The following is an 18,320-nucleotide window of genomic DNA, read 5'->3' on the forward strand; positions in this document are numbered from 1 at the left end:
GTAAGCGCAAGGCGTCTCGTGCTGGCCGGAGGCTCTCCGGCCTTTCCCGCCGCGGGATCCAGCGATTCCCTGACAAGGCTTGCGGCCTCGTGGGGACACGACGTCGAACCGTTCCGGCCCGTGCTCGTACCGCTCGTCATGCCCGGCGACTGGCCGCTCTCCGGTCTGGAAGGCATCAGCCTCAACGTGCGCGCGGGGCTGCGCAAAAACGGTCAGGACATCCGGCCCGATCCCGCGGGCATACGCTCCTTGCTGTTCACGCATCGCGGCGTGAGCGGCCCGGCCGTGCTGGTGGCTTCCTGCTGGTGGCAGAGCGGCGACGAACTGGTGCTCGACTTTCTGCCGGAACTGCCCGTGCTCGAACTTCTCAACGAAAAGGAGCACGGCAGACTTCTTGTGCGCAATCTGCTCTCGCGCTACATGCCCGCCCGCCTTGCCGACGCGCTCTGCCCGGAAGATCTGGCCCGCAGAAAATGCGCGGAGCTCGGCAAAAAGGACAGACAGCGCCTTGCCGACGCCGTGCATCGCTTCCGCTGCCGCCCCTCGGGCACGGAAGGCCTGAAAAAGGCCGAAGCCGCGGCGGGAGGCGTGCAGCTCTCCGGACTCACTCGACGCCTTGAAAGCCGAAAGGTGCCGGGGCTCTACTTCTGCGGCGAAATGCTGAACGTCACGGGACTGCTCGGCGGCTACAACATTCACTGGGCGCTTGCAAGCGGCGCACTCGTCTCCTCCGCGCTTGCGGGAGAACGCGGCCCGCGCCGCTAGCGGCCTGCGCTGCGAAAAGACGCCGCTTTTCCCGGTCGAAGACGGGAACGACGACGCTTCCCGCGCGTGTTCTTCCCCGTTTGGGCGCGCTTGTCCGACGCCCTGCCCCCGGAGCTCGTTTCCGCGCTTTTTCCGCACGTCCGGCAATTCCCTCTTTTCCGCCGAAGCCTTGCCTTTCAACGATTCCGCTCTGTAACGGACTGTAACGAACATTGACAATTCCGTACCCTTAGACTAAGCAAGAGTGTAAAACATGCAGTCAGTCCGCGCTTTTCCCGGCAAAAGACATGGCCGCATGCCCGGCGGCAACCGACGCCCGACACGCCCTTTTGCCCTCCGTCCGCAGACGGAGAAGGACTCTTTTTGGCGGGGCTTTTCTTCCCCGCACATCGCGCCCGGCACGGTTGCGCCCGCACCTGCTTTCCTTCCGACGGGGCTCCCCGTCCGGTCTGTTTCCTTCCGGGAAACACAACTTTGACAAAGGACCACGGATGAAAATCATTGTGATAGGTTCGGGCTACGTGGGGCTGGTGACGGCCGCATGCTTTTCCGAAGTCGGGCTCGACGTCTGGTGCATGGACACCGACGCCGCCAAGGTCGCCAAGCTCAACGCCGGCGGCTGCCCCATCTATGAACCCGCGCTGCCGGAACTGCTCGCCCGCAACGCCGCCGCGGGCCGACTCCATTTCACCACCTCGCTGGAAGCATGCCTCGACGGCGCGGACGCGGCCTTCATCGCCGTGGGCACACCCGAAGGCGAAGACGGCAGCGCCGATCTCACCTACGTGTGCAACGCCGCCCGTTCCGTGGGTCAGCTCATGAAGGGCGACCTTGTGGTGGTGGTCAAGTCCACGGTTCCCGTGGGCACCTGCGCCAGGGTGGAGGCCATTCTCCGCGAGGAACTCGACGCCCGGGGCGTTTCCTTCAACTTCGACGTGGTCTCCAATCCCGAATTTCTCAAGGAAGGTCACGCCGTCAACGACTTCATGATGCCCGACCGCGTCATCATCGGCGTGGAAAGCGACCGCGCCCGCGCCATCATGAGCGAGCTGTACCGCCCCTTCATGATGACCGGCGACCGCATGCTGTTCATGGATCGCGCCTCGTCCGAGCTCACCAAATACACGGCCAACGCCATGCTCGCCACGCGCATATCATTCATGAACGACATAGCCAATCTGTGCGAGCGCGTAGGCGCCAGCGTGGACATGGTGCGCAAGGGCATAGGCATGGATCACCGCATCGGCCCCAAGTTTCTGTACGCGGGCTGCGGCTACGGCGGTTCCTGCTTCCCCAAGGACGTGAAGGCTCTCATTGCCACCGCCGCCCGCTACGGCTACGACATGGACGTGCTTCAGGCCGTGGAACGCGTGAACGCCCGGCAGAAAACCGTGCTGTTTGAAAAAATTTCCCGACACTTCGGCGATTCGCTCAGGGGCCGCACCATTGCCGTGTGGGGGCTCGCCTTCAAGCCCGGCACCGACGACATGCGCGAGGCTCCCTCGCTCGTGCTCATCGACGCGCTTCTCAAGGCCGGCTGCGCCGTGCGCGTGTTCGACCCCGTGGCCATGGAAAAATGCCGCTCCCTGCTCGGCGACGCCGTGTTCTTCGCGCCCGGCATGTACGAAGCCGCGAGCGGCGCGGACGCCCTCGCCGTGGTCACCGAATGGAAGGAATTCCGCCTGCCCGACTGGAAGAAGCTGCGCGCGGCCATGAAGAGCCCGGTCATTTTCGACGGACGCAACATCTACAGGGAAGAGAGCCTCAAGAACGCCGGATTCACCGGCTACAGAATAGGCTGATCTTACGCCTGGCTTTTGCGGCGCTCCGCGCCTCCCGGCTCCTTCTTCCGCGTGAACGAGGAGCCGTTTGCATGAAAAAGGACTGCTTATGAACATTCTCGTTACCGGCGCGGCCGGCTTCATCGGCTACTTTCTCTCCCGAAGGCTGCTCGACATGGGCCACAGCGTGACGGGCATAGACGAAATCAACGACTACTATTCCCCCCGCCTCAAGACGGCCCGTCTGGCCAGGCTCGGCGTGACCGGAGAGACGGACTACGCCGTCTGCGCGAAGAGCGCCTCGCATCCGGGCTTTCGCTTCGTGCGCCTGCGCCTCGAAGACCGCGAAGGCCTCGAAAAGCTCTTTGCCGAAGGCGCGTTCGACGTCGCCGTCAACCTGGCCGGTCAGGCAGGCGTGCGCTACTCCCTGGAAAATCCCTTTTCCTACGTGGAAAGCAACGTGTACGGCTTCGTCAATCTGCTGGAGTGCTGCCGCCGCCATCCGGTGAAGCATCTGCTTTTCGCCTCCTCAAGCTCCGTGTACGGCGGCAACGAAAAAACGCCCTTCAGCGAAGAAGATCCGGTGAACACCCCGGTGTCCCTCTACGCCGCCACCAAGCGCTGCGACGAGCTCATGGCCCACGTGTACGCGCATCTCTACCGCATTCCCTCCACGGGCCTGCGCTTCTTCACCGTGTACGGCCCCTGGGGCAGACCCGACATGGCTCCCGTGCTCTTTGCCAAAGCCATTCTCGCCGGAAAGCCCATCAAGGTGTTCAACAACGGCAACCTCTCGCGCGACTTCACCTACATCGACGACATCATCGAATCCGTGGTGCGGCTCATCGATCACGCGCCCGAGGGCCCCGTGCCCACCGACATCTACAACGTCGGCTGCGGTCATCCCATGGCCCTCATGGACTTCATCAGCATTCTGGAAGAGTCGCTGGGCAGAAAGGCCGAAAAAATCATGATGCCCATGCAGAAGGGCGACGTGTATCAGACCTGGGCCGACACCTCGAAGCTGCAGAAGCTCACCGGCTTTGCGCCCGCCACGCCCCTTGCCGAAGGCATACGCCGCTTTGCCGAGTGGTACCTCTCCGACGACAATCCCATCCGGGAAGATTAGCCGACCGGACGCCTTCCGCGCGTCCGGCCCCCCGCGGCGCGGCCGTTACGGCCGAAGCCCCCGCTCCCACCCCCTCACGCGGCGCAAGGCGCCGGGGAGAACGATCATGACCAGCCAGCAGAACCAGACCGCCTCCTACGATCTGACCATACTCGTTCCCGTTTACAACGAAGAAGACAACATGCAGGCCCTGTCCTCGCGCCTCGCCGCCTACCTGCCCCGCGCAAAAATGTCCTCCTGCGTGCTCTTCATCAACGACGGCTCATCCGACAGCAGCGGCGAAAAAATCCGCGCCGCCTGCGCCGAACACGAACACTTCTTCTTCATCGAGCTTGCCTGCAACACGGGCCTCAGCAGCGCGCTCAAGGCGGGCATGGATCAGGTGCTCTCCCCCTACCTCGCCTACATCGACGCCGATCTTCAGACCGCGCCCGAGGAACTCGATCTGCTCACGCCCTTCCTCGGCGACTACGAGCTCGTCACCGGCGTGCGCGCCAACCGCAAAGACACCGGCTTCAAGAAGATTCAGTCGCGCATCGCCAACGGCTTCCGCCGCATGATGATCAAGGACGGCGCACGCGACACCGGCTGCCCCCTCAAGGTCATGCGCACCGACATGGCCCGTTCCCTGCCCTTCTTCAAGGGCATGCACCGCTTCTTTCCCGCGCTCATTCAGCTTGAAGGCGGCCGGGTGAAGCAGGTGAACGTGTCGCACTTTCCCCGCGTGGCGGGCGTTTCCAAGTTCAATCTGTGGAACAGGCTGCTCTCGCCCTTCGTGGACTGCCTCGTCGTGCGCTGGATGCAGAAAAGACACATCGCCTACAAGATCGCTTCCAACAACCTCAGGCACGAATAGACCGCCGAAACGCGCCGCGTTCCGGAACGCCCCGCCGCAACGCCTGCCGGGGCCGCGCAAGGAATCATCATGAAGGAATATCTGCTCGTCACCGGCGTGGGCCTGCTCGCTCAGGGCTTCTTTTCCCTGCGCATGCTCCACCAGTGGATAAAAACCGAACGGGCGAAAAAAATCATCTCCCCCTCGCTGTTCTGGGTGTTCAGCATCTGCGGGGCCTACCTGCTCATGCTCTACGGGTGGCTCAGAAACGATTTCGCCATCATTCTCGGGCAGTTCATCTCCTACTACATCTATCTCTGGAACCTCAAGGCCAACGGTATATGGCAAAAGTGCGTTCTGCCGCTGCGCCTCGTGCTGCTCCTCACTCCGCCCGCCGCCGCGGTCAGTCTGGCCCTCGGCGGCGCCGACATCGCGCAGACGCTGTTCAAGAACCCCGACATCCCCCTGCCGCTGCTCGTCTTCGGCTGCATAAGTCAGGCCCTCTTCACGCTGCGCTTCGTGTACCAGTGGTGGTATTCCTCGAGGCATCACGTGTCCGTGCTGCCCTTGGGCTTCTGGGGCATCAGCCTCACCGGTTCCGTGCTCATCTGCCTCTACGGCGTGCTCAGGCTCGACATCGTGCTCATTCTCGGTCAGGCCCTCGGACTCGCGGCCTACGCGCGAAACATCATGATCGGTCTGAAAAGCGCGCGCTCTTCTTCCAAACGTTCCTGACGCCCCCGACAAAGGCCTCCCCATGAAACAACGCATCGTTCTCTACGTCTTTTCCCTGCTCGTTCTGCTGCCGCTCGTGTACGTGTTCGGCACCGGCATCATGGAGGCGCGCAATCTCATTTCCGCGCAGTCCATGGCGCTCGACGGCGACTGGCTCATTCCCCACCTGTTCACCGAAATCCGCCTCAACAAGCCGCCGCTGCCCGTGTGGCTCACCGCGCCCGTCTTCCTGTTCGACGCGCATCCCTCCATGTTCGCCCTGCATCTGCCCGTCATTCTCGTGACCGCGCTGCTCGGCGTGTTCTGCTTCGATCTGCACCGCACCCTCTTCAAGGACGACAAAACCGCCTTCTACGCGGGGCTCGTCGTTTCCACCATGCTGCTCACGCTCAAGCTCGGCACCACCAATTCCTGGGACATCTACTCCGTGGTGTTCATGACCGGCGCGCTTGTGGGACTGGTGCGGCAGGAGCGCGGCTGGCTCATCGCCGGCGTGCTGCTCATGGCCGCCTCGGTGCTCAGCAAGGGGCCCGTGCAGCTCTACACCATGCTGCTGCCCTTCCTCGTCACGCTTTTCGCCTTCCAGCGCTCGCTGCCCTGGAAGCGCCTGGCCGTCATTCTTCTCGGCGGCTGCCTGATCGGTTCGCTCTGGTATCTCTACGTGTACCTCGCCGTGCCCCGCGTGGCCGCCACCGTGGCGCAGGGCGAAGTGAGCGCCTGGAGCACCATGCACACGGCCTCGTTCTTCTTCTATCTGTCCTTCCCCGGATTCGCGGGAGCCTGGGCCCTGCCCTGCCTCGCCGGACTCGGCAGCCGCTGGCTGAACAAGGAAGACGGCAGAAGCTACGAAATCAAATTCCTGCTCTGCTGGTTCCTGCTCTCCCTGCTGCTGCTCTCCCTCGTGCCCGAAAAGAAGGAACGCTATCTCATGCCCGCCATGGTGCCGCTGGCGCTGCTCACGGCGCAGGTGCTCCGGAACTGGGTGAAGGGCCTCGAAGAAAACACCCTCTCCCTTCTGGAAAAGCGCATCATCACCGTTCACCTCGGCCTCGGCACGCTCGCGGCTGCGGGCATCTGCCTGTTCATCGCCTGGAGTCACCGCGACTTTGCGCTCTACGCCTCCCTGTTTGCCCTGCTCTGCCTTCTCCTCGGCGCGGCCGGACTCAAGTTCCCGCGCTTCATCGTGCCCGTGACCTGCGTCATGGTGCTGCTCGTGGCGCTGGCCGGATTCCGCATGGGCTCGACGCGCCCCGTGGTGCAGAAGGTCGCCCCCGCCTGCTCGCTGGAAGAGCTGCGCACGCTGCCGCGCCTGAACGGCCTGCCCTGCTACTCCTTCGACAATTTCAGTCCTACGGAAGAGTGGGAAATCGGCCGGGACACCACCAGAATCGCCTCGCTCGGCGACGTGCCGGAATCGCGTTTTCTGCTGCTCGACACCGACACGACGCCCCCTGCCGTCATCGAACAGGGAGAGCTCAACGTGGAGGAACGCCTGCTCGTGCAGACCAGCCGCAACCGCTACATCCAGCTCTTCATCGTGGACAAGAAGTAGCCTGCGCCGAAACGGCTCCGGCCCCGGGTCACTGACGACCGGCGCGGCTGTGAGGCGGTTTCCCCCTGCTCGACGCCCCGAGCAAAACACGCCCCGCGCAACATGCCGGGCCCCTCGACGGCCCCTCGCTTCGCTCCTCCCCGCACAGCGCAAAGAGGGGCGTGCAACTCACGGCGCGCGAAACACGGCGTCCGGCAACGCCCGCCCTTATCATCAGTCAAAAGAAAAGCCCCCTTTTCGGGGGCTTTTTTCATCGGCGTCGCGCCGAAGCGCTTCAAAAAGCGGCGTTAGCAGTAGTATTCGTTTTCCCGACGGTTCTTCAGCTTTTCCGTAAAGGCCGCGGCAAAGGAACGGTAGGCCTCGGTATCCATGTTCTTTGCGCCCTTCGGGCAGCGGCGGATGCAGCGGAAGCACGCAAGGCAGGTATCGGCAATGGTGACGCAGTCGTCGGCAATGGCGTGAACCGGGCATTCCTTCACGCACAACCCGCAGCGCACGCACGCGTCGGACGTGAGCGGACGGAACTTGCCGCCGCTGCCGCCTTCACGGTAGGGCCGGTTTCCGGGAATGGCCGGAGCCGGGGCGTTTTCGCCGCGCGAGAGAGCGCGCACGGCAAACGCCGCGTCTGCGGCAAGATCGGCCGCGTCGGGCCGATCCGTCTGAATCTCGCCGTAGGTGTGGCGTCCGACCAGCGCGGCAGCGCCGACTACGGCAAAGCCCTGCGCCGCGGCCAGATCCGCCAGCTCAAGCAGCGCGTCGTCGTAGTGCCTGTTGCCGTAGGTCACCACCACAAGGCAGGTTGCGCCGTCGGCGCTCAGCCCCGCCAGCCGCTCCCGCGCCACCGCGGGAATGCGCCCCGCGTACACGGGCGCGCCCATGATCACCACCTCGTCGCGGCCGAAGCGATGCGTCGGCGCAGGCTGCGTGGTCACGTCCACCACCTCCGCCGCGCCGCCGAGCGCCGCGGCCATGGCTTCAACACTCTTTCTGGTATTGCCGGTGGGAGAAAAATAAACAAGGGTCACCTTTTTCATGACAGCTCCTGATGTTGCAAAAAACGCCGGGCAAAGAACGACGGCGCTTTTCTCAGGCTAGCCGACCGCGCCCGCTCTTTCAAGAGCTCCCGCGTCTTCGCCCTGCCGCCCGCCGCGCCAGCGCCGGCAAAAGCGCCCCGTCCACAAACAGCACCAGCAGAATGTTCATCTGCCAGGCCAGCAGCATGCTCACGACGGTGTGGGAGAGAAAATGCTCCCCGCGCAGCATCTGATAAAGCCCCATGGTCCAGCCGATTCCCAATGTCAGCGCCAGCGCCGCCGCCCGAGCGCTGCGGCCGGAGCAGCAGAAAAACGCCATCGTGAGGGCAAAGCCCCCGGATGCGTGCCCGCCGGGAAAGCACCTGCCGCCGGAAGGGCCGGAAAACATCGACGACAGGCGACGATACACCGCATGCCCGCCGAATTCCTCAAGCTGCCGCGGGCAGTACATGCCTGTCACGGCCTTGAGCGCGGACACGAGCAGCGGCGTGGCCGCGCACGAGAGCGCCATCAGCAGGCCGACGCGCATCCACGCCCGGCGGCCGCAGACAAAGCCCGCGCAGAAAAGCGCCGTGGAACACACGCCGATCAGCGCCACCGTCCGCTTCATGCCGTCGTAAAACAGCCATCGCCACGCCCGGTGCGTTTCGGCGTCGATGAGCCACGAGCCGTGTGCCGCGTCGTACCAGAGGCGCTGAATCGTCATGTCGAGGTCAGTGCGGCTTTCCAGGAGCACCGTTGCCGCAAGCAGCGTGAGACACGCCGCGCTCTGCCACAGCGCCTGTCTGCGTGTCATACCGTTTCCTGCGGCCGCTCAAGCGGCAGTTCCATGGTGACGGTCAGGCCGCCCCCGCTTCTGTTTTCCGCCCATATGCGGCCATGATGCGCGCGCACCGCGCTCTCGGAAATGGAAAGCCCCATGCCCGCGCCCCCGCTCGCCCGCTGACGCGAGGCGTCCACGCGGAAGAACGGACGAAATATCTGATCCAGCGCGCTTTCCGGCACGCCCGGCCCCCTGTCCGCCACGCAAAGACGGCAGACGCCGTGCTCCGCGCTCAGGGAAACGACGATCCGCCCGTCGTCCGGCGTGTAGCGCAGCGCGTTGCGCAGCACGTTTTCCACGGCGTGACGCAGCATCTCGCCGTTGCCGTACAAATACAGGCTCTCTGGCAGATGCTCCTCCACCTCGCAGCCGCGCACGCTGCCTTCAAAGCGCACGTCGTCCGCCACGTCGCGCACGAGCGCCGCCATGTCCAGCTTCCCGAAGCTCTGCACGCCCGCCTCCATGCGGGAGTATTCCAGAATGCTGCCGATGAGCGCCTCCATGCGTTCCGTCTCCAGACTGAGCCTGTCCAGAAACTCCGAAGGCACGTTCTCGCGCCGCAGAAGCTCCACGGAAACCGAAAGGCGCGTCAGCGGCGAACGCAGCTCGTGCGACACCGCGGCGAGCAGTTCCTTTTCCCGGGCGCTTTCCTGCGCGCGCTGCTCGGCCATGGTGTTGAACGCCCGGGCGAGCAGGCCGAGCTCGTCGTTTCTCGACGCCATTTCCGGCCCGATGCGCGCCGACTGATCGCCGGCCGCCAGCCGGTGAATCACCGACGTGAAATGCCCGATGACGCGCTTGAGAAAACTGATGAGCACATAGGCTTCGAGCGCCGCCACGATGAACGTGAACACCACCCAGAGAATCACTTCCTGCGTGGAGGAAAAATCCTGCCCGTCGCTCTGAAGCATGTCGCCGGCCAGATACTCGCCGAACTCGCCGAGCATGGCGAACGAACCTATGAACAGTATGCCGTACACATAAATTTTGCGGAACAGAGGCTGCGAGGTCCAGAAATCGGCAAGTCGGCCGCGACGAATGTTCATGTTCTGTCTTCCTTGTGAATAACGTACATGTAGCCTGCGCCGCGAATGCTGCGTATGCGCTCCGATCCGTCGGAATACGGCCCGAGCTTGCGGCGCACGCGGCTTATCTGCATGTCGAGGCCGCGCTCCATGGGCATGGCGTCGCGCCCGAACACCGAACGGCTCAGCTCGTCGCGCGAAACCACCTTGCCGGGCGAGGCGAGCAGCGCCCGCAGCACGCGGTATTCCTGACCGCTCAGCGACACCTCTTCGTCTCCCTTCCAGGCCTTCATGGCTCCGTCGTCGAGGCGCAGATCGCCGCCGCCTTCGCCGGGCTCAGGCCGGGAGCGGCGCAGCACCGCGCGGATGCGGGAAAGAAGCTCGCGCGGATTGAAGGGCTTGGGCAGATAATCGTCCGCGCCGAGATCCAGCCCCCGCACCATGTCGCCGGCGTCGCCGCGGGCCGTGAGCATGATGACCGGCAGCTTCACCAGCTTCGGATCCCTGCGCATGGCGCGCAGCACCTCGAAGCCGTTGCGCTCCGGAAGCATGACGTCGAGAATGACCAGATCGGGCCTGGACTCCCGCATGGAAGAGAGGCCAGCCCTGCCGTCGTAGGCGAAGCGGCAGGCAATGTCTTCCGGCTGAAAATAATCTTCGAGCAGATGACAGAGTTCCTTGTCGTCATCAATAATGAGCAGTTGAATCATGATTTCCCCCAACCTGCATGAAACGGCCCTCCGGACGCCGGTCCGGACCGACCGAAAAACGGACGGCCGCGCCTTCCGTTCCTCAGTCTTTTCTGTACCATCCCATGCGGCACAACGGCAACGAGGGAATCCGTTCTGTTACGCTTCGTTACACTGCCGGAAAAAATAAACGTAAAAATTTTATCACCGTCTGCGAAAAACCATCCTTCTTTCTGTTACACTCCGTTACATTTCCAGAAATTCACGACTAATTTACAATATATGCATGCCTCAAGCGCGCGCATTGCGTATAATTTATTGACGCCGCCGAAAATTTTTACGCAACGTTACGCTTTGTTACACCGGATCGGCTGTACTCGACGCCGTTTGACTTTATAGTCGGACCACTGCTTATCCGAAGGAGAGTCTTCCATGATCCGTTCCAGAAACGCCCGAGGCTGCTTTCTCGGCCTGCTGCTTCTGCTCTGGCTCGCCGTCAACGCCGTGGTCAGAACCGTGCTGCTCGTCATGGCGCACCGCACGCTGCAAAGTTCCTTCGACTGGTCCACGGCGGCGGCCATCTATTTCCGGGGAGCCGTCAACGATCTGTTCCCCTATTTTCTGCTCGCCCTGCCGCTCATGATCGTCCTGCTGCTGAAGAAGCGCCTCTGGGGCGGTCGCGCCGGACGCCTCGTCGCCTCCGTCGTGTTCTGGCTGTACGCCTGCGCCTTCCTCTTCGGAGCCATGGCCGAAACCCTGTTCTGGGACGAATTTTCCAGCCGCTTCAACTTCATTGCCGTGGACTACCTCGTGTACACCACGGAAGTGGTGAAGAACATTGCGGAATCCTATCCGCTCATTCCGCTGCTCGCCGCCATTGCCGCCTCGGCCGCCATCGTTTCCGCGCTGCTTCTGCTGCCGTTCTGGCGCCGTGTCGCCACGCCCGCGCCGCGCTCGCCCAAACTTTTCGCCGTCTGCTTCGTCATGACCTGCGCCGCGTTCCTCTACTCGCCCCTCGCCTCGCAGGACAGGGTGGAAAAGGAACTCTCCGCGAACGGCGTGTGGTCGCTCTTTTCCGCCTACCGCAACAATTCCCTCGACTACCGCGCCTTCTACCCCGTCATCGACAAGGAGCGCGCCTTTGCCGCTCTTCGCAAGGAACTTGCGGAAGACGGCACGCGCCTTGTTTCCGACGGCAGCGACTGGCGGCGGGACGTTGCCGCGCAGCGCCCCGAATGGAAGCCCAACGTCGTTCAGATAGTCGTGGAGAGCCTGGGCAGCAACCTGCTCGGCGAAAACACCCCCCACCTCAACGCCATCGCCGAACAGAGTCTGCGGTTCACCCGGCTCATGGCCACGGGAACCCGCACCGTACGGGGCATCGAGGCGCTCACCCTGTCGCTTCCGCCCACGCCCGGCTCCTCCATCGTGCGCCGCCCGAACTGCGACGAACTCTTTTCCGTGGGCACCGTGTTCCGCGAAAAGGGCTACGACACCGCCTTCGTGTACGGCGGCTTCGGCTACTTCGACAACATGAACGCCTTCTTCTCCGGCAACGGATTCCGCATCGTGGACCGTTCCGACATTCCCGGCGAAGAAATCACCTTCACCAACGCCTGGGGCGTGTGCGACGAAGACCTCTTCCGCGCCGCCCTGCGCGACGCCGACGAAAGCTTCCGGCAGCATCGTCCGTTCTATCAGTTCGTGCTCACCACCTCCAATCATCGCCCCTTCACCTATCCCGACGGCAAGGTGAGCATTCCTTCCGGCTCCGGACGCAAGGGCGCGGTGGCCTACACCGACTACGCCATCGGCGAATTCTTCCGTCAGGCGTCGATGCGGCCGTGGTTCCGCAACACCGTGTTCATCATTTCCGGCGACCACACCTCCAGCGCCGCCGGGCACACCGATCTGCCCCCCGACCGCTATCACATTCCGGCGCTCTTCTACTGCCCCGGCCGCATCGCTCCCGCAGCTATTGACACGCTGTGCAGTCAGGCCGATATAGCACCTACGCTGTTCGACATTCTGGGCTGGTCGTACCGCTCGGGATTCTTCGGTCGCAGCGTGCTCCGCACGAAGCCGGAAAACGGCCGGGCCTGGATAAGCACCTATCAGGCGCTCGGCAGACTCACCCCGGATTCCCTGGTCGCCCTGGAACCTCTGCAAAAACCCGCCGCCGACGCCTGGACGTTTGCCGCCGAACCGGGGGCTCCCATCGAAGGCGACAGGGCCGACGACCTCGTGGCCGCAGCCGTGGCCGACTATCAGACCGCCCACGATCTGTTCACCAGCGGTAGGCTGAAGGAAGAGGCCGTGCTGCGCTGACGCGCCGCGGCATCAATACCCATCTGCGGGCCGGAACTCCGGCCCCTTTTTTATGGTTTCATCATCATGCAAAGGACTTCTCGAAACATGTGGCTCATTCTTGCGCTTCTCTCCGCCGTGTTCGCGGCTCTCACGTCCATTCTGGCCAAGGTGGGCATCGAGGGCGTGGATTCCAATCTCGGCACCGCCATCCGCACGCTGGTGGTGTTCTTCATGGCCATGGGCATGGTCTATCTCACCGGGGCCAAAGTGAGCCTTGCCGAAATCAGCACGAAGACATGGGTGTTTCTCGTGCTCTCCGGCCTTGCCACCGGCGCTTCATGGCTCTGCTACTTCAAGGCCCTGCAGATAGGCGACGTCTCCAAGGTGGCTCCCATCGACAAGACCAGCATCATTTTCACGATCATCATGGCCGTGATCTTTCTGCACGAACAGCTTACCCTGAAGGTTGCCGTGGGCGGCGCGCTCATTGCCGCAGGCACGCTCGTCATGGCCTTCTAGCCGGTGAAAACGCCGAAACACCGCCCTTGAAAAGGGGCGCGGCTGCGGCGCAGAAGCCCCGGTCGGCAAGGGAAGGTTGACTTTTTTCCGCTCGTCGTAAAGTATCGGAGGGATTATCTTCATCACAAACCTTAAAAAGAGGCCTGCGCATGGAGTTTCTTGAAAACATAGTCGCCTTTGCCAACGATATTCTGTGGTCCTACGTTCTTGTCGTCATGCTCATAGCCCTGGGGCTCTGGTTCTCCCTGCGCACCGGCTTCGTGCAGCTGCGCCTGTTCCGGGAAATGATCCGCCTGCTCAAGGAAGGCACAAGTCATGACGGCGGCCACGCCCACATCAGCTCCTTTCAGGCCTTCTGCATCAGCACGGCCTCGCGCGTGGGCGTGGGCAACATCGCCGGCATCGCCATCGCCATCATGACCGGCGGGCCGGGCGCCATCTTCTGGATGTGGGTCATCGCCGTCATCGGCGCGGCCTCCGGCTTTACCGAAAGCACCCTCGCCCAGATCTACAAGGTGCGCGATCCGAAAACCTTCGGCTTCCGCGGCGGCCCGGCCTACTATATCCGCAACTGCCTCGGCAGCCGCAAGGCCGCGGCCCTCTTCGCCGTGCTCATTTCCGTGACCTTCGGACTCTGCTTCAACTCCGTGCAGTCCAACACCATCGCCATTTCCCTGAACACCACCTTCGGCGTGGACAGAGCCTTGGTCGGTCTCTTTCTCACCGTGCTCGCGGCCGTCGTCATCTTCGGCGGACTCCAGCGCATCGCCCATCTCAGCAGCTGGCTCGTACCCATCATGGCCTCCCTCTATCTGCTGCTTGCGCTCGTCATCGTCGTCTTGAACATCACCCACATTCCGGCCATGTTCGCCTCCATCATTTCGCAGGCCTTCTCCCCGGACGCCGCCGTGGGCGGCATAGGCGCGGCCATTCTCACCGGCGCAAAGCGCGGCCTCTTCTCCAACGAAGCCGGCATGGGCTCCGTGCCCAACGCCGCGGCCACGGCCTTTGTCTCCCATCCCGTCAAGCAGGGACTCGTGCAGGCCCTCGGCGTGTTCGTGGACACCCTGCTCGTGTGTACGGCCTCGGCCTGCATCGTGCTGCTCTTCGACGGCTACGCCGACTCGGGCAAAACCGGCATCGAACTCGTGCAGCTCGCCCTTGCCCAGCATCTGGGCGGATTTGCCGGCGTTCTGCTCTCCGTCATGGTGTTCATGTTCGCCTTCAGCTCCATTGCGGGCAACTACTACTACGGCGAAAGCAACATTCAGTTCTTCAGCACGAAGCCCGTCTATCTGCTGGCGTTCCGCATTCTCGTGGTGGCCATGGTGGCCTTCGGCTCCGTGGCCGAACTGCCCTTCGTGTGGAACCTCGCCGACCTCTTCATGGCCCTCATGGCCATCGTGAACCTTGTGGCCATCGCCCTGCTCGGCCGCAACGCCTTCCTCGCGCTCAAGGACTATCAGGATCAGAAGAAGGCCGGCGTGGCCGACCCCGTGTTCCATCCCGAAAAGCTCATCGACCGCCGCGGCATCGAAGCCTGGAACAACGACTAGCCGACCCCTTCCTTTTTCCTTTTCGGCAGGCGACCCGCGGGTCGCCTGTTTTTTTTCCGCGCACCCCCTCCCCGGAAACGGATTGACAACGGCCCCGGCCTTGAAATATTTTTTCCGCATCATTCATTGTCCAAAGACCCATGCGCCGCACGCGCAGAGGGCACGGTGCCATGAAGAGCGACTCCCTGACGAATTTCACCCGCGCGGCGTCCAGCCCCTTCGGCTCATCCTTCGACGCCAACGACGCGACAGGCCTCCCCGATCTGGAAACCTGCCGGAGACATCTGCTCAGATTCAGTCGGGAAATCGCCGTTTCCCGCGGCGCCAAGCTCCCGGTGAACAAGGTGTACTTTCTGCTTGAGGGCACGGTCACGCTCACCGCGCTTTCGGCCACGGGCGGACATCATTCCCTCATCTACTTCCGCCCCGGCGATCTGCTCAGCTTCATTCCCTCCGTCAATCACGCCTACGGCATTCCCCACGACGCCTTCGACTTCCTGCTCTACAACGAATCGCTCGCCATGTGCGCCAAGACGTCCTGCCGCCTCGTCTGCACCGAAAACCGCGAGTTCATGCAGCACATGCATGAAGAGCCCCTGCACACACTGCTCATCCGCGGTCTTGCCGGCAATCTCATGAAGATCATCGTGCAGTCGGTGAACAACTGCACCCTGCCCGCCATCGTGCGGGTCTGCCGCATGCTCTCCGTGTCCATGGAAAAGGATCCGCCCCACGCCCTGCCCCGCTACCTCACCCACACGGAAATTGCCGGACACCTCTCCATGCACGTGATGACCGTGACGAAAATCTTCCACTCCCTGCGCAAGGCGGGCATTCTCGGCAAGGAACACGGCACGACGTTCGTGAAGAATCCGCAGGAGCTCGTCAAGCTCTCCTCGCAGGTCAGTCAGCTTTCCTACCGCACCGAGGCCTTGCCGGGACAGGACGTCGCGCGCCGCTGAGCGCCCGGAGCGCTTCCTGCCTTTGCGCCGGGCCGCCGCGTGCATTCCGCGCCCGCTGAACTTTCCGCACGCCCGGGAACTTTTCCTTGAGGGCCGTCGTTGGTTCTGCCGTGGAACGTCCCGCACGCCGGGGCTCTTGTCACCCTTGCGGCCGGGCTGCCCGCGCATGTCGCCCGCGCTCTCGCGCCCGGGCCATGCCGGAATCGCCGCGCCTTACGGTTCCCCGTGCTTCCCGGGCGGCGTTCCCCCTGCGCTTCCTGCTCCCGCACCTCGTTCCCTCGCCCTTCGCCTTCCTGCGCTTCATCTCCCCGGCTTCGCGCTTCGGCGCGGCGTTTTACCCGCGCTTCGCCCCCCCCTTCTTCGCGCCCCTGTGTTCCGCGCTCCCGCGACTCCCCCAAGCGCCCCCGCACCTCGTTCCCCTCTCCTTTTCGCTCTTTCCTTCACGCTTCCGGCAGAGCTGGCCGCATCACGCCTCTCAGACTCCGCTCCCGGAGGCTCCCTGCGCCCGTTTCCCGGCGTCTCCACGCCCCGGAGCGCCCCAAAATCACTGACGTTTCGCACCTCTTCCCCCTTTTGCGGCCGCTATTGCCTGTATTTTCACAAACCTGTTTCTTTCTCCCCGGCACACACTGTCTGCGCCCCCGTCGAACGCTTCCAAACTGCACATTTTCGCCGGATTTTCTCAAAAACACTGCCGGAATTTCGCCGTCTTTCCGACGAAAAAAGCGCGTTTCCGCGCCTTTTTCCTTTTTGCAGCAGTCAACTCAACACTTTGAAATTACATATTTAATCATGCAATATTCCGATTTTGAACGCCCCGTTTTCCCCACGGACGCGCGCCGACATTGAGAAGAAAAAGAAAAAATATTCAAAAAGCTAGTTTAGACTAGTTTATTTTATCCGCCATGCCCCTATGTTAAGCAACATCCGCAGAAGTAGCGGTGCGGGAATCTCCCTGTTTTCTCGAACACCGTGTTTTTCCTCACGAAAGGGCCACTCTTTCCTTCTCCGTCTTTGGAGGTAAGCATGTCGTCAAAGAAACTTCCTCTTTCCACCATCATCAACACCGTCATCGGCATCGGCATCATGTTCCTCGGCTACGTGCTGCCCTGCCCTTCCATGACCGTTCCCGTCAACGACGCCCTCGTTGCCGCAGGTTTCCCCGTGGTGGACGGCAACGCCGTCATCACCATCACCCGCATGGGCATGGTGAACGCCATGATCTTCCTCGGCGTCGTCTATCTCTGGACCTTCGTCGATACGCTCTGGCCCTGCTTCCTCGGTGTGCTCATGCTCGCCTTCAGCGGATTCACCCCCGCTCCCAAGGTGCTCAATTCCTTCCTCGGCAATCCCATGGTGGTCATGATCTTCTTCACCCTCTGCTTTGCCACCGCCCTCATCAAGAGCAACGTTTCCGCCTGGCTCGCCCAGTGGATTCTCCGCCGCGACTTCATCATAGGACGCCCCTGGACCTTCACCGGCGTCATCCTGCTCGCCACCTACTTCCTGGCCTTCTTTGAACAGACTTCCATCTGCTTCCTCATCTGGCCCGTCATGTACACCATCTTCAATCAGGTGGGCTTCAAGCGCGGCGACAAGTACGTTGCCATCATGCTGGTGTACATCATCATCATGTCGCTGCTCTCCTTCGCCTCCGATCCCTTCAAGACCGGCGCCTTCCTGCTGCTCGGCAACATCTGGAGCATGGCCGCCAACAATCCCGGCCTGAACGTTCCGGATCTGCCCGCCGCCTCCTACTTCTGCTTCGCCCTCGTTGTTTCCCTCATCTCCATCGCCGGCCTCATCTTCGCCATGCGCTTCATCTTCCGCGTGGACGTCTCCCCCCTGCTCAAGCTTGATCCCGAAGTGCTGCGCAAGGAACCCCTGCCGCCCATGACCGGCTATCAGATCGGCGTGCTCGTCGCCTTCGCCCTCTTCGCCTTCTGGATTCTCCTGCCCGGCATCATCGGCAAGGACAACGTCGTCGGCGCCTTCCTCGCCAAAAACTCCATGCTTGCCCCCCTCGTCGCCCTGTTCATCGTGGGCTTCGTCCACCTGCGCGGCAAGCCCATCGCCGACGTGAGCGACACCGCAACCGTCTATCCCTGGCGCATCTTCCTGCTCATCGCCGTGGCCATGCTCCTCGGCGACGCCATGACCGGCAAGGGCACCAACGTGACCATCTTCATGGAATACGTCCTGCGCGGCGCCCTCTCCGGCTTCGGCTACGTGGCCCTGTGCATCGCCGTCATTCTGCTCGGCATCACCTGCACCAACTTCTGCAACTCCGTGGTGCTCGGCCTCGTGCTCACCCCCGTGCTGCTCGCCATGTGCAACGCCTTCGGCATGAACGCCGGTCCCCTCATGGCCTGCTTCATCTACGCCGTGCTCATCGCCGCCTGCACCCCCGCAGCCTCGCCGTTCGCCGCCATGCTCTTCGGCAACACGCAGTGGCTCTCCCCGAAGGAAATCGTCACCTACAGCGTGACCGCCTCCCTGCTCATCGCCGGCGTCATCATCGTGGTGGGCATCCCGCTCGCCATGCTCATCTTCGGATAACCTGCCTTCCGCCGAACTCTTCCGGCTCAACCAGAACGCTTCCCGC

Annotated in this window: 15 protein-coding genes; 11 read left to right on the top strand and 4 right to left on the bottom strand. The window is 62.8% G+C overall.

All coding sequences use genetic code 11. From position 1 onward, the window contains the following. The 6 genes from Q0K02_RS11080 to Q0K02_RS11105 form a co-directional block, all read left to right on the top strand. Positions 1–765, top strand: a 765-nt coding sequence (locus Q0K02_RS11080) for an NAD(P)/FAD-dependent oxidoreductase (protein WP_294488774.1), incomplete at its 5' end; no start/stop codon positions are given. Positions 766–1,256: 491 nt separating this feature from the next. After that, positions 1,257–2,567 (top strand): UDP-glucose/GDP-mannose dehydrogenase family protein, encoded by a 1,311-nt coding sequence (locus tag Q0K02_RS11085; RefSeq protein WP_294488776.1) that lies wholly within the window; start codon positions 1,257–1,259, stop codon positions 2,565–2,567. A gap of 88 nt (positions 2,568–2,655) precedes the next feature. Further along, positions 2,656–3,675 carry an NAD-dependent epimerase gene (locus tag Q0K02_RS11090; RefSeq protein ID WP_294488778.1) on the top strand — a complete coding sequence of 340 codons (1,020 nt, stop codon included), beginning with the start codon at positions 2,656–2,658 and terminating at the stop codon, positions 3,673–3,675. A 106-nt stretch (positions 3,676–3,781) separates the two neighbouring features. Continuing rightward, positions 3,782–4,531: a glycosyltransferase gene (locus Q0K02_RS11095; protein ID WP_294488781.1), complete on the top strand. Its 750-nt coding sequence runs from the start codon at positions 3,782–3,784 to the stop codon at positions 4,529–4,531. A 69-nt stretch (positions 4,532–4,600) separates the two neighbouring features. After that, positions 4,601–5,245 (top strand): lipid-A-disaccharide synthase N-terminal domain-containing protein, encoded by a 645-nt coding sequence (locus Q0K02_RS11100; protein ID WP_294488784.1) that lies wholly within the window; start codon positions 4,601–4,603, stop codon positions 5,243–5,245. A gap of 22 nt (positions 5,246–5,267) precedes the next feature. Then, positions 5,268–6,797 carry a hypothetical protein gene (locus Q0K02_RS11105; protein ID WP_294488787.1) on the top strand — a complete coding sequence of 510 codons (1,530 nt, stop codon included), beginning with the start codon at positions 5,268–5,270 and terminating at the stop codon, positions 6,795–6,797. Positions 6,798–7,084: 287 nt separating this feature from the next. Here Q0K02_RS11105 and Q0K02_RS11110 read toward each other — a convergent pair whose 3' ends face one another. From Q0K02_RS11110 to Q0K02_RS11125, 4 genes are all read right to left on the bottom strand, one after another. Next, a complete protein-coding gene (locus tag Q0K02_RS11110; protein ID WP_294488791.1) occupies positions 7,085–7,831 on the bottom strand; it encodes a flavodoxin domain-containing protein in 747 nt (248 codons plus the stop codon). Positions 7,832–7,910: 79 nt separating this feature from the next. Further along, entirely contained in the window at positions 7,911–8,627 is a 717-nt protein-coding gene (locus Q0K02_RS11115; RefSeq protein ID WP_294488794.1) for a phosphatase PAP2 family protein, read from the bottom strand. Continuing rightward, positions 8,624–9,700, bottom strand: coding sequence for an ATP-binding protein (locus tag Q0K02_RS11120; RefSeq protein ID WP_294488797.1), 1,077 nt, complete (start codon positions 9,698–9,700; stop codon positions 8,624–8,626). Before Q0K02_RS11120 ends, Q0K02_RS11115 begins: the two co-directional genes overlap by 4 nt. Continuing rightward, positions 9,697–10,389, bottom strand: coding sequence for a response regulator transcription factor (locus tag Q0K02_RS11125; RefSeq protein ID WP_294488799.1), 693 nt, complete (start codon positions 10,387–10,389; stop codon positions 9,697–9,699). The genes Q0K02_RS11120 and Q0K02_RS11125 overlap by 4 nt, the downstream gene beginning before the upstream one ends. 411 nt (positions 10,390–10,800) lie before the next feature. Here Q0K02_RS11125 and Q0K02_RS11130 point away from each other — a divergent pair, with 411 nt between their 5' ends. From Q0K02_RS11130 to Q0K02_RS11150, 5 genes are all read left to right on the top strand, one after another. Then, a complete protein-coding gene (locus Q0K02_RS11130; RefSeq protein ID WP_294488802.1) occupies positions 10,801–12,696 on the top strand; it encodes an LTA synthase family protein in 1,896 nt (631 codons plus the stop codon). 87 nt (positions 12,697–12,783) lie between these two features. Continuing rightward, the gene (locus Q0K02_RS11135; RefSeq protein WP_294488804.1) at positions 12,784–13,197 is read left to right on the top strand and encodes an EamA family transporter; all 414 of its coding nucleotides are present in this window, start codon (positions 12,784–12,786) and stop codon (positions 13,195–13,197) included. A gap of 149 nt (positions 13,198–13,346) precedes the next feature. Next, positions 13,347–14,753: an alanine/glycine:cation symporter family protein gene (locus Q0K02_RS11140; RefSeq protein ID WP_294488807.1), complete on the top strand. Its 1,407-nt coding sequence runs from the start codon at positions 13,347–13,349 to the stop codon at positions 14,751–14,753. A 170-nt stretch (positions 14,754–14,923) separates the two neighbouring features. Beyond that, entirely contained in the window at positions 14,924–15,715 is a 792-nt protein-coding gene (locus Q0K02_RS11145; RefSeq protein ID WP_294488810.1) for a helix-turn-helix domain-containing protein, read from the top strand. Positions 15,716–16,741: 1,026 nt separating this feature from the next. After that, the gene (locus tag Q0K02_RS11150) at positions 16,742–18,274 is read left to right on the top strand and encodes a hypothetical protein (protein ID WP_294488813.1); all 1,533 of its coding nucleotides are present in this window, start codon (positions 16,742–16,744) and stop codon (positions 18,272–18,274) included. The last annotated feature ends 46 nt before the right edge of the window (positions 18,275–18,320 follow it).

This window comes from uncultured Mailhella sp., assembly GCF_944324995.1.
In the GTDB taxonomy this organism is placed as follows: Bacteria; Desulfobacterota; Desulfovibrionia; order Desulfovibrionales; family Desulfovibrionaceae; genus Mailhella.